The following is a 14,264-nucleotide window of genomic DNA, read 5'->3' on the forward strand; positions in this document are numbered from 1 at the left end:
CCCCGCGGCCGCCAACCCCCGCAACAGGGGGGGCGGCCTTCGAAACGCGAAGAGGAAGTCGCGCCCGAGCAGCCCTGAGCCTGGTTCAGGTTAGGCCCAACGGGCCGATACGGAACCCACCCCAAAAGAAAACGGCGGCCCCGAAGGACCGCCGTTCCCTGATTTTTGCGTGTTCTGACTTCTTAGAAGTCGAGCGTCACGCCAACGAACACGTAACGGCCCATCGCATCATAAGTCTGCGGATAGGTGTTGCCGTTACCCGTGGTGCCAACCGAAGCCGACAGCGGCGGGTCCTGGTCCAGAACGTTGTTCACACCGAAGCGGAGCGCGGCCCAGTCTGCTGCAGCAAACGTACCCGACAGGTCGAAGTAGTTTGTTGCGTCGAGCGTGGAGTCCGGACGGCCGGTTGCACCGGTGTCGAGGTCCACAGCACCGATGTGGCGCCAGGTGGCGTTTACGCCGAGGCCTTCCATCGGGGTTGCCCAGGAAAGGCGGGTACGGTGACGGTATTCCGGGGTCGGCGTACCGCAGTCGTTACCGTATTTGCCAACGCAGTCGTATTCGAACACGACGTTACCAGCCGGGTCGACAGTGAAGCTGTCGAGGAGGGTACCGTTGTACGACAGGTTCAGGCCGCCGAGCGAACCGATATCGAAGGCATAGTTACCTGCGATGTCGAAGCCGGAGGTCGAGATACCACCGATGTTTTTGTTGAGGTCAACAACGTTGCCCTCACCAACCCAGATCTGGCCGTTTTGGTTACGCTGGATCAGGCTGCAAGCATCGGCATCGTCATACACGTAGCAGAGCTGCATGGTGACGCTGGCGCCAACCTGCGAGATCGCTTCGGTGATCTTGATGTCGTAATAGTCGACCGAGAGGTTGAGGCCCGGCAGGAAGGACGGCGTTGCAACAAAGCCAACCGTGAAGGTTTCAGCTTGTTCTGGCTCGAGGCCAGGATCGCCGCCCTGCAGGAAGTTGTACTGGCCAGCTGGCGAGGTCAGAGACCCGTTGTTCGCCTGGACCGAGTTGACCTGCCAGGGGTTCGTACCAAGGCAAGCTGCACCACCGGTGCCGTCTTCTGCTGGGTCAGTGAAGTCGCATGGATCATCGTCCAGGTCGAACAGGTTGAAGCCCTGCGACTGGAAGAGGTCGATGACGTTTGGTGCGCGGACAGCGTTCTGGAAGCTACCGCGGACACGAAGGTCAGAGGTCGGTGCGTATTCACCGCCGACTTTCCACGATTCGGCGCTGACGCCGGTCGAGTAGTCGGAGTAACGGAACGCGCCGTCGATTGCCAGAAGCTCGATGCCTGGACGGCCTTCAACCAGCGGAAGCTGGAATTCGGTGAACAGGTCATAGCTGTCGATGGAGCCGGAGAGCGGCAGAGTCGGGCCACCCTGGCCAGCGCCGTCGCCGGTTGCGAAGCTGACGTCAACTTGCTGGGAGATCGCATCGCGGCGGTATTCAACACCACCGGCAACTTGAAGACCACGATCAGCTGTTGGCAGTTTGAAGCCGTACTCCGTCAGGTCGCCCGTCAGAGACGCGGTCACGACGGACTGCTCCGTGGTGCCGTTCTGAAGCAGCGGAACCTGCAGGTAGTTCAGAGCTTCCGGTGTCACGCCGTCGATCGCGAAGATGTTCCAAGGAACACAGTTCGCATCGGTGCCGTCCAGCACGCTGGCACAAACCGGGAGGCCGGTGTCAGGGTCGGTGACGACGTCCAGAGCGCGGCCCAGACGAACCGTCGAGAACTCGTTCCGGTACGCGCGGGTCAGGTTGACCTTCGAGTACTGGGCGGAGATGTCGTAGGTGAAGCCCGGTGCGTTGTAGAGATCGCCGTTCATGCCGATCACGCCGCGGAAGGTCTGGTAGCCGAGGGTATCCTGGCGACCGCCACCTTCAACGTTCCGGCGGCCGATATAGGCCGGCGAGACGCCATCAAATGCGGTGAGCGAAACAGTGCCGTCTGCGTTGAGGCGCGGAGCGCCGCCCGTCAGAGCGTTCTGAACGCCGAGCGTTGCGTCGATGAAGTCTTGGCCACCAAGCGGGTTGAGCGCCAGGAAGTCTGCGACTTCATCTTCGTCCGTTTCAGGATCATCAACGAGATCCGGAACCAGGTCGACTTCGCAAAGCTGCGAACGCTGCGTGGCGCTCAGGAGCGGGTTGTCACAGCTGATGCCCTGGGTCGAGAAGAAGTTACCCGACGGAGCGATCTGTGCGTTGGACTTGTAGTCCATGAACATAAAGTTCGAATACACGTTCACGAACGGGTTGACTTCGTACTCAGCGAAGAAGCCAGCCGAGTAACGCTCGTCAGGACGCTGGAAGAAGTTCACAGGACCGAAGTTGTAGTTGTCGGCCGCGGTGAAGTCGCGGAAATCGCCGGTCGCAGCATCGATCGTGTAGTTGAAGCTGGCGAAGTCGGTGAAACGGCCCGGGAAGGACGTGCCCGAACCACCGCAGGTGAAGTTGCCAGCCGTGATGCCGCCGATCGAACAAGCAGAATAGTCATAGTCTTTCTGCAGGATGGAATCGTTGTCGCGGAAACCGATATAGCCGGTGAAGTTACCGCGGCCATCGTCGGTCGACGCACCGATCATGCCGGTGACTTCTTTCGACCAGCCGGTCGAGATGTTGTCTTCCGGGATCTGGAACTGGGAAGGGTTGGTTTGCGAGAAGGCCTCGAGGCTGTCACGCAGGTTGCCGTTCGTGTCGTAGTCGTTCTCATGGTTGAAGAAGCCATACTGAGCGTCAACCTGAACGCCTTCGAAGTCTTTCTTCATGATGAAGTTCACAACGCCGGCAATAGCGTCAGAACCGTAAACAGCCGAAGCGCCGCCGGTCAGAACGTCAACGCGCTCAACCATCTGGCTCGGGATGAGGTTAAGGTCGGCAGCCGGATCGTTCGGCGAGCCGTAAGGCAGGCGCTTGCCGTCGATCAGGACCAGAGTACGGGTCGAGCCGAGGTTACGCAGCGAAACAGTAGCCGTACCCGAAGCGCCGTTCGAAACGGTCGAGTTCTGAGCCGCAAAAGCTTGCGGCAGCTGGACAACGAGGTCTTCAACGCGCGTTGCGCCCTGAAGCTTGAAGTCTTCCGAAGTAACCGACGAAACCGGGCTGGTGGTGGTGAGGTTCGGCTGCAGAATGCGCGAGCCTGTCACCGTGATGCGCTGCTGGCGGGATTCGGCATCTTCCGGAGCCGCATCCGTTGTCACAACAGTATCATCTTCCTGTGCCATGGCGGGGATCGCAGCCGAAGCAACGAACATCGCACCAGCAATCATCGACGACATCAAAAGACGTGTCTTGAGGTTAGTTTCACTCATAAGTGTATTCTCTCCCGTAAAGTGTGCCCGCAAATAGCAGGCGCCCGCCAACCCTCTAGGCGGACGATTGCAACGAGTTAAGGTTGGCCGACACCTTCAAGTCAATTGCGGTTTGTCAAAATTGTCATGAAACTCGGCAACTGTGGCACCGACGCCTCACTTCGCGACATCTGCCGGTTAACAAGTCCTTGTTGTGTGTCACGCAGCGCAAGTTTTGACCCCGGCGACCGTTCGCCTCCGTCATAATGGACTGCGTCCGCCCGCGCCGAAAAAACTGAGTAAAATGAAGACCATGGCCGATTTCCCCCGCGTAAATCCCGGGAATTCGCCCCCCAGGACGTGCCAATCACCCACCAGCGGCGCCGAACCTGAAATGTGACAGGGCCGCGGCCGCCCGGATGCAACCAGAGCAGGACGCACAGAATCACTCACGCTCACCCGCCGCGCCTGCCGAGATAGAAAAGGCCGCAGGCATCCCTCGATCCCTGCGGCCCAGACTTCATATTGCCCGTCCTGCCGGGCGGCAGGGCTTATTCGGCCCCTGCCCCGCTGCGGCAGAGAAAGCGCGAGCGGTGGATATCCTTGGCATTATCCTCCCAGCCCGTGAGCGTGGGATCGACAAGGTTCTGCGTAACCTGCACCCACATCGGCGTGATCGGATACTCTTCGAGCATCAGCGCCTCGGCCTTGGCAAAGATTTCCGCACGCTTGGCCAGATCAAGCTCAGCATTCGACTGGGCAAGCAGCGCGTCATACTCGGCATTGGCATAGCGGCCATAGTTCTGCTGGCCCGTGGTCGATTGCAGCAGGTAGAGGAAGTTGATCGGATCGTCATAGTCGGCGAGCCAGGCCGCATCCGACACCTGGAAGTCGTTCTGGCGCAGGCGCGCATACAGCACCTTGGTGTCCTGGCGCACGATGACCGGCTCCACCCAATCGGCAATCTCCGCCCAGTTCTGCTGGGCCACGGGGGCAACCTTCGGATTGTCGCCGGTCGAGCGGTGAGTGAACTCAAACTTCAGCGGATTGGACGGGCCAAAACCGGCTTCTTCCAGCAGGCGCCGCGCCTCTACCAGGCGCTCCTCCCGCGGCATGTCCTCCCACGAGACGGCCGGGCGCGGCACGTCATAATTGCTGATCTCCGGCGGCACGAAGGAATAAGCCGCCTGGAAACCCGGCGTCATCACATTGCGCACCATGAATTCGCGGTCGAGCGCCATCGAGAGCGCCTTGCGCACCCGCACATCATCAAACGGCGCGCGCTGCTGGTTGAACGTCCAGTACGTGGTCAGAAGACCGGGCCCGGTGCGTATCCAGCCGGGAAACTTGGCTTCGATCTCGCTCTGGCGCGGGCCGGAGAATACATTGTTGATGTCCAGCTCGCCCGCCGAGATCTTGTTCTCATAAGCGGCTTCATTCTCGATCTCGAAATAGACGACGCGGTCAAAGCAGGCTTCTGCGGCGCCAAACCCGGTCGGGTTCTTCTCGGCGACCAGCTGGTCGCCGGTGCGCCAGTAGACAAGTTTGTAGGGGCCGTTGACCACGATATTGTCCGGCTGAATCCAGGCGTCGCCGAACGTCTCGACTGCCTGACGCGGCACGGGAAAGGTGGTGTAGTGGGACAGAAGCCCCGGCAGGTAGGGCGCGGGATATTCCAGCGTGATCTCGAAGGTTTTCGCGTCCACCGCGCGCACACCCATTTCCTCGGGCGGCAGGTCGCCATTGTTCACCTTCTCGGCATTCTTCACCAGCCAGAGCATGGAGGCGTATTGCGAGGCAACTGTGGGGTCCTGAATGCGGCGGAAGGCGTAGACGAAGTCTTCTGCCGTGACCGGCGTGCCATCTGACCAGGTGTAGTCGCCCAGCTTGAAGGTCCACACCGTGCCGGTGTCATCGACCTCCCAGCTCTGCGCCATGCCCGGCACCGGCTTGCCGTCGGCATTATCGGTCGTCAGACCGATCATCATGTCGCCGATGACAATGTTTTCCCAGGCGGCCGAGGATTTGTGCGGGTCCAGCGTGTCGACTTTGGCGGAGATGCCGCGCCGCAGCGTCGGAACATCCTCGCCGCCAGAGCTGCCACCGCCGCCGCAGGCGGCCAGCGTAACGGCCATCATCACACTGGCCGCGCCGGCCAGCAGGGATTTCATTTTCATCGGTTATGCCTCCTTGATCTTCCTGTATCGCTTCAGATTTGCCAGAACAGGTGCCAGACGGGCAAACAAAAGCAAAGACTTGCCCGCATATAAGTGAACGGGAGTTGATCCATGCTGCGTACTCTTGCTGTCATGACACTGTTTGCCGCCAGCGGCGCCGGAACGGCTTTCGCGCAGGAGGCCAGCCTCGACGCAGTGCTCGCCTGCCGCGTGATAGAAGACCCAGCCGAGCGGGTGGGCTGCTATGATGCTGCCGTGGGCCGCCTTGAACAGGCTCAGGCCCAGGGCGATGTCAAAGTCATCACGCGCGCCGAAGTCGAAAAGGTCCAGCGCGAATCCTTCGGCTTCCGCATCCCCTCCCTGCCCTCCTTCGGGGGCGGCAAAAGCGATGATGCCGAACTCGAACGCGTCACCGAAGCGGTAAAGTATGTTTCCAGCTCGGGCGGCCGGCTTCGCGTCACGCTGGAAGGGGGCTCGGTCTGGCAACAGATCGACGACAAGAACATCCGGGCGCGCAATCCTGAGTCCGCCGAAATCTATCAGGCGGCGCTGGGCAGCTACAAGATGAAGATCGATGGCGGCCTGGCCTTCCGGGTGCGCCGCGAGGACTGATCAGGCCAGGACCGGTCAGGCCAGTTCGAACACCGACCGTGTCGTCGGCGCGCTGTCAGGCGTGCGCGCCACGCCGCGGCGGACCAGATCAATCATGTGGCCCAGCACGCTCATCGCAGCGGCCGGATGCAGGCGCTTGTCGACATCGGCATACATTTCGGAAACCATCTCCGGAATGTTCGTCCGTCCCCGGCGCATCTGCTCGATGATGGCCGCCTCGCGGGCCCGGCGATGGGCGGCGTATTCGGTGATGAAGGTATTCACGAATTCCTGGCCACGGATCGCCTCGCCATGGGTCGGCCACAGCGTTTCAAATCCGCGCACACGGATCTTCTCGAGGCTTTCCATATAGTCGCTCATGTCCCCGTCAGGCGGGGAGACAACCGTGGTGGACCAGCCCATGACATGGTCACCGGTGAAACAGGCATTCTCTTCGCGCAGCGCAAAGCAGGTATGGTTGGCGGTGTGGCCAGGCGTAAAAATCGCCTCGATCGTCCAGCCGGGACCGGAGACCACATCCCCGTCGCGCAGCTTCACGTCCGGCGTAAAGCGCAGGTCATCCGCGCTGCCGAGTTCGTCCTTGGCGGTATGGATACCGGCTTCGCGCGCATAGGTTTTGCAGCCCGCCCACTCCGCCAGAGGTCCGGCCAGCGGCGAATGATCCGAATGCCCGTGCGTGACCAGAACATGCGTAACGGTTTCACCCGCCAGCGCCGCCTTCAACGCGTCGAAATGTTCAGCAAGATCCGGGCCCGGATCGATCACGGCCACTTCGCCCTTGCCGACAATGAACACGCCGGTGCCGGTATAGGTGAACGGGCCGGGATTGTTGGCAATCACACGGCGGACCAGAGGGGAGACCTGATCAACCCGTCCGTATTCGAACTCAATTTCCCGGACAAAAGGAATGGCCATGGGTTTATCTCGCACCAAAAGGTTGTGGGCGGATCAACGCTTCTTCGTTGCAAACTTCTCGGCAAAGGCACGCGCCATGCGGCGGGTCGCTCTCAGCTTCGCGCCGAGCTTGAGCGCCACCGGCGGCCCCATATCGGTCTTGTTCGCATCGACGATGAAGATCTTTCCCGTCGCCCGATCCCGTAGAACATCCACCCCGCCCCAGTCGAGGCCAATCTCTGCCGCAAAGGCTTCGATCACGCGGATTTCATCCTGGGAGTAACAATTGCGGGGTTCGTCCAGAAGAACCTGGACATTTTCGTTCAGGAAGCGGCGCTCCAGCGGGCGGCGTTTACGGAACACCACCACCGGGCTGCCCCCCACCAGACAGCAGCGCAGGTCTTCCACCAGCCCGCCACTGATCTCGTTGTCGATCAGGCGCTGATAGGATTTGCCCTCAACCGGCGCGTCCAGAGGCCCTTCAAGGATGCGCCCGTCATGGGCGGCATTCATCTCGGATTTTTCGACCATCCGTCCGGTGAACGTGGTGGGATCGACCGCCAGAGATTGCCCGCTGGCCATTTCAAAGGCGGCGGCCACGCGCGATTTCGTAATGTCGTTGCATTTGAAATTCAGCACATGCGCGCCCGGCTTCACCACCGGCATGAAATCGCTGCATTCGGTCGAATCGTCGAAATGCATGACAATATCAGCCGTGGCGATGTCATCGACCAGCTTGGCGCCCGACACATGCATCACCGACCAGATGAAATACCAGGGGCGCGGCTTGTCCGGATAGAATGCAATCGTCGGCCGCTTGTGGCCCGACAGCAGGCGCGAGGTGCGCCAGGTCTGCACAAAGAAATAAAAGCAGAACCAGATGAAGATGCTGTGCGCCAGGGCCAGATCGGGAACGATCCGGTGCCCGGTCTTCTTGACGAGGATCTTGCCTGCATCGAGCTTGAAATCATCGGTCCAGAGACGACCTGACATACGCTCTACTCCTGACGCCTCATCGGGGGCGGATTCTGATGGATCAGAGCCCTTGCACGGCTCCGCGCCTGCATCAACACCCGGTTTGCGGCGCAAGTGTGGTTCCGCCCCGGATTCAGAGCAGTTCGCGCAGGCTGGAAAGATCATACCCCGCGCCAGCTGCGGCCTCAACGATGTCGTCACCGGCGCCCTGCCCCGAATGGACCAGCGCCCAGGCGGTCACACTGCGGGTGCCTGTCCGGCAATAGGCCAGAACCGGCTGGGGCGCCTCATTCAGGATATGCCCCATCCGCTCGACAATCTCGGGCGTTGGCGCGCCGGAAAACGGCAGCGCGGCGAAAGTCAGCCCCAGGGACTCAGCTTTCACGCGAATCGGCCCCATGCGCGGCTGGTCGACCCCGCCTTCGCCATCGGGGCGATTGGCGATGATCGTCTTGAAACCGGCAGCGGCAATTTCTTCCACGTCCGCCTCTGAAATTTGCGGCGCGACGGCGAAATCGGGGGTGACCCGGTGGATGTCAGCCATACTCAAAATTCTCCTGCTCCTGCAGCCATCGCTTGATCGGTCTGCCCGACAAGCTAAGGAGTGTTGGGTGTCCTGCCAAGCTGGCTGATGGGCGGGGCCGTTCAACCCACTGTGACAAGAGGCTTTTTTACTTGTGACAACGCTTCAGCGCGCTTTTGGACGTATTCCGTGGGGCTATACGCTCCGGCGCCTGCTGATCGCAATCCCTACGATGCTTGCGATCATCACGGTGGCTTTCCTGATGATGCGCGCCGCGCCGGGCGGACCGTTCGACGGCGAGCGCAAACTCCCCCCCGCCACAGAAGCGGCCATCGCGGCAAAATTCGGCCTCGATAAGCCCCTTCACGAGCAATATTTTAACTATGTGGCCGGCGTCGCCCAGGGCGATTTCGGCCCCTCCTACAAGACGCTCGGCAAGAGCGTGAACGACCTGATCTCCGATGGCCTGCCCATCTCGATGACGATCGGCGCCCTCACCATGCTCGTCGCCCTCACGGTCGGCACCTCGCTCGGCATCTTTGCCGGGCTCCGGCAGAATACGGCGGCTGACTACGGCGTCATGGGCTTTGCCATGTTCGGCATTTCGGTGCCCACCTTCGTCACCGGGCCCATCCTCATCCTGCTGCTCTCGCTCGGCGCCGGCATCTTTGCGGTCGGCGGCCTCGGCACCTGGCCCAACATCGGCATGAGTTGGCATAACATGACCCTGCCGGTGCTCACCCTCGCCCTCCCCCAGATCGCCATCATCTCGCGCCTGATGCGCGCCTCGATGATCGAGACGATGCGCGCCAACCACATCCGCACGGCCCGCGCGAAGGGCCTCGCCGAGCGCGACGTGATCGTCCGCCATGCGCTCCCCTCCGCGCTCCTGCCGCTCGTTTCCTATGCCGGCCCGGCGATGGCCGGCGTCATGACCGGCTCGGTCGTCATCGAGAAGATATTCGGTCTGCCGGGCCTTGGCAGCTATTTCGTCGATGGCGCGCTCAACCGGGATTACACGCTCGTGATGGGCGCCATCATTGTCTACGCCGCCCTCATCATCGTGCTCAACCTCGTCGCAGACATCCTTTACGCGATGCTCGACCCCAAAGTGAAATACGACTGATGGCGCATATCGACCCCATGCTCGATCCCACCGGCCGTGTCGAAGCGGTCCAGACGGCCATCGCCGGGGGCCGCTCCCTGTGGGACGACGCCCGCGCCCGCCTGATGCGCAACCGCGCCGCCGTCGTCTCGATGTGGATCATCGGCTTCCTCGTCCTGGTCGCCATCTTCGGCCCCATGGTCTGGGTGCATGACTACCGCACGATTTCTGATCTGCGCACCATCGCGCCCACCCTCGAAAACTGGCACATCTTCGGCACCGATCTTCAGGGCCGCGATCTCTTCGCGCGCACCATGATCGGCCTGCGTATCTCGCTGCTGGTCGGCGTCGTCGCCACCGCCGTCTCCCTCGTCATCGGCGTCACCTGGGGCGCCACCGCCGGCTATCTCGGCGGGCGCATCGACAATGTCATGATGCGCTTCGTCGATGTGCTCTACGCCCTGCCCTTCATCTTCTTCGTCATCCTGCTGCTCACCGTGTTCGAGCGCAACATCGTGCTGATCTTCGCCGCCATCGGCGCCATCGAATGGCTGACGATGAGCCGCATCGTCCGGGGCCAGACCCTCGCCATCAAGGGCAAGGAATTCATCGAGGCCGCCCGCGCCGCCGGCGTCTCCCGGCGCGGCATCATCTTCCGCCATATCCTGCCCAACGTCATCGGCCCGGTGGCTGTCTATGTCACCCTCACCATCCCGGTCGTGATCCTGGCAGAGAGCTTCCTGTCCTTCCTGGGCCTCGGCGTGAACGAACCGCTCACCTCGCTCGGCGTGCTGATTTCCGACGGCGCCAAGGTGATGGAAGACAAACCCTGGATGCTGCTGCTGCCCGCCGGCATCATGTCGGTCGCGCTCCTCTGCCTGAACTTCATCGGCGACGGCCTGCGCGACGCCCTCGACCCCAAAGAACGCTGAAGGCTCCGCCCATGCGCCGCCTCGCCGCCCTTTTCCTGGCCTTGACGGCGCTGATCGCGGCCCCAGCCTGCGCCACGCCGCCCCTGACGGAGCCTGCCATGACCGCGCCAGCCACCCACACCTTCGCCTCCTTTGATGGCACCCCCATCAGCTACCAGACCCTCGGCGAAGGTCCGCCCGTGCTGATGCTCCACGGCTTCAGCGGCAATGCGCAGATCAACTGGTTTGGCCCCGGCATCGCCCAGAAGATTGCCGCCGCCGGCTACACCGTCATCGCGCCCGACCTGCGCGGCCACGGCGCCTCGCCCTTCACCGCCCCGGAGGCCGGCTGGCCCCGCGACGCCATCGCCCGCGACCAGATCGCCCTGATGAAACATCTGAAGCAAAAGCCCTACGCCGTGGTCGGCTATTCGATGGGCTCCCTCAGCGCCCTGCGCTACCATCTCCTCTCCCGCGATGGTGGCCGCCTCATTCTCGGCGGCATCGGGGACTCAGCGGCCGACGAAACCAACACCGACCGCAACACCGCCTTCCGCGCCGCCCTCGACGCAGCCATCGCAGGCGAAGACACCCCCGCCGCCAAAGCGATGCAGGCCCGCGCCAAAGCCACCGGCGGATCGCTGGAAGGCTATCGCGGCGCGCTCTCCTCGCGCCTCTATACCGGCCGCGACCTCCTGGAGACCTTCGACCTCCCCGTCCTCGTCCTCACCGGCAATGAAGACCTCGACAACGGCTCCGGCCCAAAGCTCGCCGAAATCATTCCGGGGGCAGAGTATATCGAACTTACCGGCACCCATCTCACCGCCGTCGGCGACCCCGCCCTCCCCGAAGCGATCATCACCTTCCTGAACGCCGGGCGCTGAGCCTATTCTGCGCGGCCATCCACCCGCCAGGGCGGGAAGCGGCGCGCCTTGCCGGCCCTATAGAGGCAGATACGGTTTCCGGCGGGGTCGCGGTACCAGGCCTCTGTCCACAACCAGCGTTGCTCGGCCGGGCCTTCTGCCGGATGGATGCCGTGCATGCACAGGCGGCCGACCTCGGCCATCAGGTCTTCAACCTCGAAATAGACGCTGACGCCTTCCCCTTCCGCGACTTGCTCAACCCTGTGCAGCGAAAAGGTGGAAGGCTCTTCGCCTTCACGCGCCGGACACTCGAACCGGGCATAGCGCGGCCCTGAGTCGACAATGCGCGTGAGACCAAGCGCGGCGTAGAAGGCGCAACTTGCCTCATAGTCGATACAGGGAACGGTCACCTGGTTCAGTCTCATGTGCGGGCTCCTATGCTGCCAGGATATGGCAACGGACACGGCGCCTGCCAAGCAGGTGGGAAGGATACGCGCGCCGCTGTCCAACACCGGCGCACATCCAGATGCGCAGCGGCGCCGGGCTTTGCGAAAATAGTCCGGCCAACTTATCCGCCGGGGTCTCCTTCTCCCCCACATTAAGCGCATCCTCCTCACAGGAGCCGCGCCGGTACCGTTCGGTTTGTGAGGAGGTCGCCCCGGAGGATGGGACGCGGTGGACTTTACGGCCCGCCGCATCTCTAGGGACGTTGATCCAGGCAAGCCGGACCAAAAAGCCGGTAGAGAATCCCCACTGGCCCGCCTTGGTATTTATCCAAGGTCACGAGAGTTAATGGTAAGTGGTCAAGGCCTGGCAGCGCCGAAGTCATCCCGAATCCTACTGCCCGAAACTCCGGCGGCAGTGCGCGGCGGGCGAAAGCGCCCACTCCGCAACACTACAAAGTTTTCAGGGCGCCGCGGCGCCCGCCGCGCACGAGGCTCCACCTGAAGGAGCCACCCAAACTGCTCCGAACCCGGATGGCTCCGCCAGTCCGGATACAGCTACATCAGCCGTTGCCCGCGACAACCTCGACCGCCACGCGCTGATCGCGCAGCTCGGCCGCGCCGAAGATCGTCATGAAACTTATATCGGTCGCGTCCCGCCCGATGGCGATGCGCACCAGCTCCTCCTCGCGTGACAGCCGCGTCGGATCGATCAGATGCCAGGCATGGTCGAGCCACACCTCCACCACCGCATGGAAATCGGGCGGATCAATCGCCGGCGCATAGGCCGAAACCATGCGTGCAGGCACACCCATCGCCCGGCAGAAACTGATCAGCGTATGCGCAAAGTCCCGGCACACGCCGCGCCGCATCAGAAACGTATCGGTCGCCGTCGTCGTCTCGTTGCTGCTGCCCGGCGCATATTCGAAATTCTCGAAAATCCAGTCTGCCATGTTCAGCACCAGATCGCCGCCCACAGCGCCGGAGAACGCCTCCTCCGCAAAGGAAGACAGCTTCTCCGCCTCGCAATACCGGCTCGGCAACAGATAGCTGATCACATCATAAGGCAGGTCGCGCCGGGCTGGCACAAGCAGGCCCGCAATACTCAGCGGCCGGCGCGAAACATCCACCAGCGCCGTGTACGAGATCGTCACGTCGCCCTCCGCCTCCAGCCACCGCCGCCGCCCCAACCGTTCCGGCCCCTCCGCCAGCTTCAACCCGCTCTCTGGCAGAGCGGCGAGCCGGTCAGACACAATCGTCTGATCGTCCGACCGGATGGCTTCGAGCGACAGCAGCACATCGGCCGGCTGGGCAAAGTTGTAGGCAAGCGAAGCGTCTATCTTCACGCGCATGCTGGGCGTCCTGTAGTTCTGGAGTGGGATGAGCGCCGATGCGCGCGCCCGGCCATCAAGCGCGCAACCATGGGATTGGTTGCAAAATGACTGAAACAGACCCGAAAGAAAAGAGCCTCACTGAACCTTGCCACGACAGGCAATGCTGGCATGCTCCCCCCACTTGCCTGTAGACATATCGAAAGCAAATTTTACCGGTCGCGGCCGGACAGGGAGAGTTGCAGATGAAATGGCAGGGCGGACGCAGAGGCGGAAACATCGAGGACCGGCGCGGCATGAGCGCGGGCGCGGTTGCCGGTGGCGGCGGCATAGGTGTCATCATCATCGCGCTGATCGGCTATTTCGTGTTCGGCATGGAGCCTCAGCAGATCGCGGAGATAACAAGCCAGCAGCAGGGCGGCGCCAGCCAGCAGGCCGGCGTTGAAGGCACGCCCGAGGATGAAGCGGGCCTCTTCGTCGATGTCATCGGCGCCAATATCAATGATGTCTGGGGCGGCGCGCTGGAAGGCTACACCCCGCCCCGCGTCGTTCTCTATGAGCAGGGCACCGATACCGGCTGCGGCTTCGGCCAATCTGCCATGGGACCATTCTATTGTCCGGCTGACCAGAGCGTCTATCTCGACCTCGGCTTCTGGCGCGATATGGAAACCCAGCTGGGTGCCTCGGGCGCCGAGTTCGCCCGCGCCTATGTCATCGCCCATGAATTCGGCCACCATGTCCAGACGCTGACCGGCGCTTCCCAGCAAGCCCGTCAGGCGCAGCAGCAGGCCCGCAGCCAGGAAGAAGCCAACCAGTATTCCATCGCGCTGGAACTTCAGGCCGACTGTTATGCCGGCTTCTGGGCGGCCAACGCGGCCAGCGCATCAAGCGGCGCTGTCGCGCTGGAGCCGGGCGATCTGGAAGAAGGCCTTAAAACCGCAAACGCCATCGGCGACGACATGATCCAGAAGCGCACCCAGGGCCATGTGACCCCGGAAAACTTCACCCATGGCACGGCCGAGCAGCGCATGACTTGGCTGCGCCGGGGCTATGACAGCGGCGATCCAAACGTCTGCAACACCTCTAACTGATCCGGCTCCGGATCACACCACCTGACCA

The 14,264-nt window shown here is 62.4% G+C and carries 12 protein-coding genes; 5 read left to right on the forward strand and 7 right to left on the reverse strand.

Annotated elements, in window-relative coordinates:
- Positions 1 to 182 precede the first annotated feature (182 nt).
- Together HNE_RS14210 and HNE_RS14215 are read right to left on the reverse strand one after the other, a co-directional pair.
- Positions 183 to 3,332 carry a TonB-dependent receptor domain-containing protein gene (locus HNE_RS14210; protein ID WP_035592365.1) on the reverse strand — a complete coding sequence of 1,050 codons (3,150 nt, stop codon included), beginning with the start codon at positions 3,330 to 3,332 and terminating at the stop codon, positions 183 to 185.
- 530 nt (positions 3,333 to 3,862) lie between these two features.
- Positions 3,863 to 5,488, reverse strand: a complete 1,626-nt coding sequence (locus tag HNE_RS14215) for a peptide ABC transporter substrate-binding protein (RefSeq protein WP_011647849.1) — start codon at positions 5,486 to 5,488, stop codon at positions 3,863 to 3,865.
- A 111-nt stretch (positions 5,489 to 5,599) separates the two neighbouring features.
- Here HNE_RS14215 and HNE_RS14220 point away from each other — a divergent pair, with 111 nt between their 5' ends.
- Positions 5,600 to 6,100 carry a hypothetical protein gene (locus HNE_RS14220; RefSeq protein WP_011647850.1) on the forward strand — a complete coding sequence of 167 codons (501 nt, stop codon included), beginning with the start codon at positions 5,600 to 5,602 and terminating at the stop codon, positions 6,098 to 6,100.
- A gap of 15 nt (positions 6,101 to 6,115) precedes the next feature.
- Here HNE_RS14220 and HNE_RS14225 read toward each other — a convergent pair whose 3' ends face one another.
- From HNE_RS14225 to HNE_RS14235, 3 genes are all read right to left on the reverse strand, one after another.
- Positions 6,116 to 7,015 (reverse strand): MBL fold metallo-hydrolase, encoded by a 900-nt coding sequence (locus HNE_RS14225; RefSeq protein ID WP_011647851.1) that lies wholly within the window; start codon positions 7,013 to 7,015, stop codon positions 6,116 to 6,118.
- A gap of 33 nt (positions 7,016 to 7,048) precedes the next feature.
- Positions 7,049 to 7,987 carry a hypothetical protein gene (locus tag HNE_RS14230; RefSeq protein ID WP_011647852.1) on the reverse strand — a complete coding sequence of 313 codons (939 nt, stop codon included), beginning with the start codon at positions 7,985 to 7,987 and terminating at the stop codon, positions 7,049 to 7,051.
- 115 nt (positions 7,988 to 8,102) lie between these two features.
- Positions 8,103 to 8,513, reverse strand: a complete 411-nt coding sequence (locus HNE_RS14235; RefSeq protein WP_011647853.1) for a TIGR01244 family sulfur transferase — start codon at positions 8,511 to 8,513, stop codon at positions 8,103 to 8,105.
- Positions 8,514 to 8,646: 133 nt separating this feature from the next.
- Here HNE_RS14235 and HNE_RS14240 point away from each other — a divergent pair, with 133 nt between their 5' ends.
- Genes HNE_RS14240 through HNE_RS14250 form a run of 3 tightly spaced genes read left to right on the forward strand, consistent with a single transcriptional unit; the run spans position 8,647 to position 11,392 of the window.
- Positions 8,647 to 9,618, forward strand: a complete 972-nt coding sequence (locus HNE_RS14240; protein ID WP_011647854.1) for an ABC transporter permease — start codon at positions 8,647 to 8,649, stop codon at positions 9,616 to 9,618.
- Entirely contained in the window at positions 9,618 to 10,529 is a 912-nt protein-coding gene (locus HNE_RS14245) for an ABC transporter permease subunit (protein ID WP_011647855.1), read from the forward strand. The genes HNE_RS14240 and HNE_RS14245 overlap by 1 nt, the downstream gene beginning before the upstream one ends.
- 11 nt (positions 10,530 to 10,540) lie before the next feature.
- Positions 10,541 to 11,392, forward strand: coding sequence for an alpha/beta fold hydrolase (locus HNE_RS14250; protein WP_049755152.1), 852 nt, complete (start codon positions 10,541 to 10,543; stop codon positions 11,390 to 11,392).
- Positions 11,393 to 11,394: 2 nt separating this feature from the next.
- On the opposite strand, the gene HNE_RS14255 is transcribed toward HNE_RS14250, so the two are convergent.
- Both HNE_RS14255 and HNE_RS14260 read right to left on the reverse strand, forming a co-directional pair.
- Entirely contained in the window at positions 11,395 to 11,796 is a 402-nt protein-coding gene (locus HNE_RS14255) for a VOC family protein (RefSeq protein ID WP_035592368.1), read from the reverse strand.
- A 581-nt stretch (positions 11,797 to 12,377) separates the two neighbouring features.
- Positions 12,378 to 13,166 (reverse strand): transglutaminase-like domain-containing protein, encoded by a 789-nt coding sequence (locus HNE_RS14260; protein ID WP_011647858.1) that lies wholly within the window; start codon positions 13,164 to 13,166, stop codon positions 12,378 to 12,380.
- Positions 13,167 to 13,390: 224 nt separating this feature from the next.
- Here HNE_RS14260 and HNE_RS14265 point away from each other — a divergent pair, with 224 nt between their 5' ends.
- Entirely contained in the window at positions 13,391 to 14,236 is an 846-nt protein-coding gene (locus HNE_RS14265; protein WP_011647859.1) for a KPN_02809 family neutral zinc metallopeptidase, read from the forward strand.
- The last annotated feature ends 28 nt before the right edge of the window (positions 14,237 to 14,264 follow it).

The organism is Hyphomonas neptunium ATCC 15444 (assembly GCF_000013025.1).
GTDB lineage: Bacteria > Pseudomonadota > Alphaproteobacteria > Caulobacterales > Hyphomonadaceae > Hyphomonas > Hyphomonas neptunia.

Bases quoted from the DNA above. Each gene is read 5' to 3' on its own strand.
- HNE_RS14210 (WP_035592365.1), bottom strand. From the start codon at position 3,332: ATGAGTGAAACTAACCTCAAGACACGTCTTTTGATGTCGTCGATGATT.
- HNE_RS14215 (WP_011647849.1), bottom strand. From the start codon at position 5,488: ATGAAAATGAAATCCCTGCTGGCCGGCGCGGCCAGTGTGATGATGGCC.
- HNE_RS14220 (WP_011647850.1), top strand. From the start codon at position 5,600: ATGCTGCGTACTCTTGCTGTCATGACACTGTTTGCCGCCAGCGGCGCC.
- HNE_RS14225 (WP_011647851.1), bottom strand. From the start codon at position 7,015: ATGGCCATTCCTTTTGTCCGGGAAATTGAGTTCGAATACGGACGGGTT.
- HNE_RS14230 (WP_011647852.1), bottom strand. From the start codon at position 7,987: ATGTCAGGTCGTCTCTGGACCGATGATTTCAAGCTCGATGCAGGCAAG.
- HNE_RS14235 (WP_011647853.1), bottom strand. From the start codon at position 8,513: ATGGCTGACATCCACCGGGTCACCCCCGATTTCGCCGTCGCGCCGCAA.
- HNE_RS14245 (WP_011647855.1), top strand. From the start codon at position 9,618: ATGGCGCATATCGACCCCATGCTCGATCCCACCGGCCGTGTCGAAGCG.
- HNE_RS14250 (WP_049755152.1), top strand. From the start codon at position 10,541: ATGCGCCGCCTCGCCGCCCTTTTCCTGGCCTTGACGGCGCTGATCGCG.
- HNE_RS14255 (WP_035592368.1), bottom strand. From the start codon at position 11,796: ATGAGACTGAACCAGGTGACCGTTCCCTGTATCGACTATGAGGCAAGT.
- HNE_RS14260 (WP_011647858.1), bottom strand. From the start codon at position 13,166: ATGCGCGTGAAGATAGACGCTTCGCTTGCCTACAACTTTGCCCAGCCG.
- HNE_RS14265 (WP_011647859.1), top strand. From the start codon at position 13,391: ATGAAATGGCAGGGCGGACGCAGAGGCGGAAACATCGAGGACCGGCGC.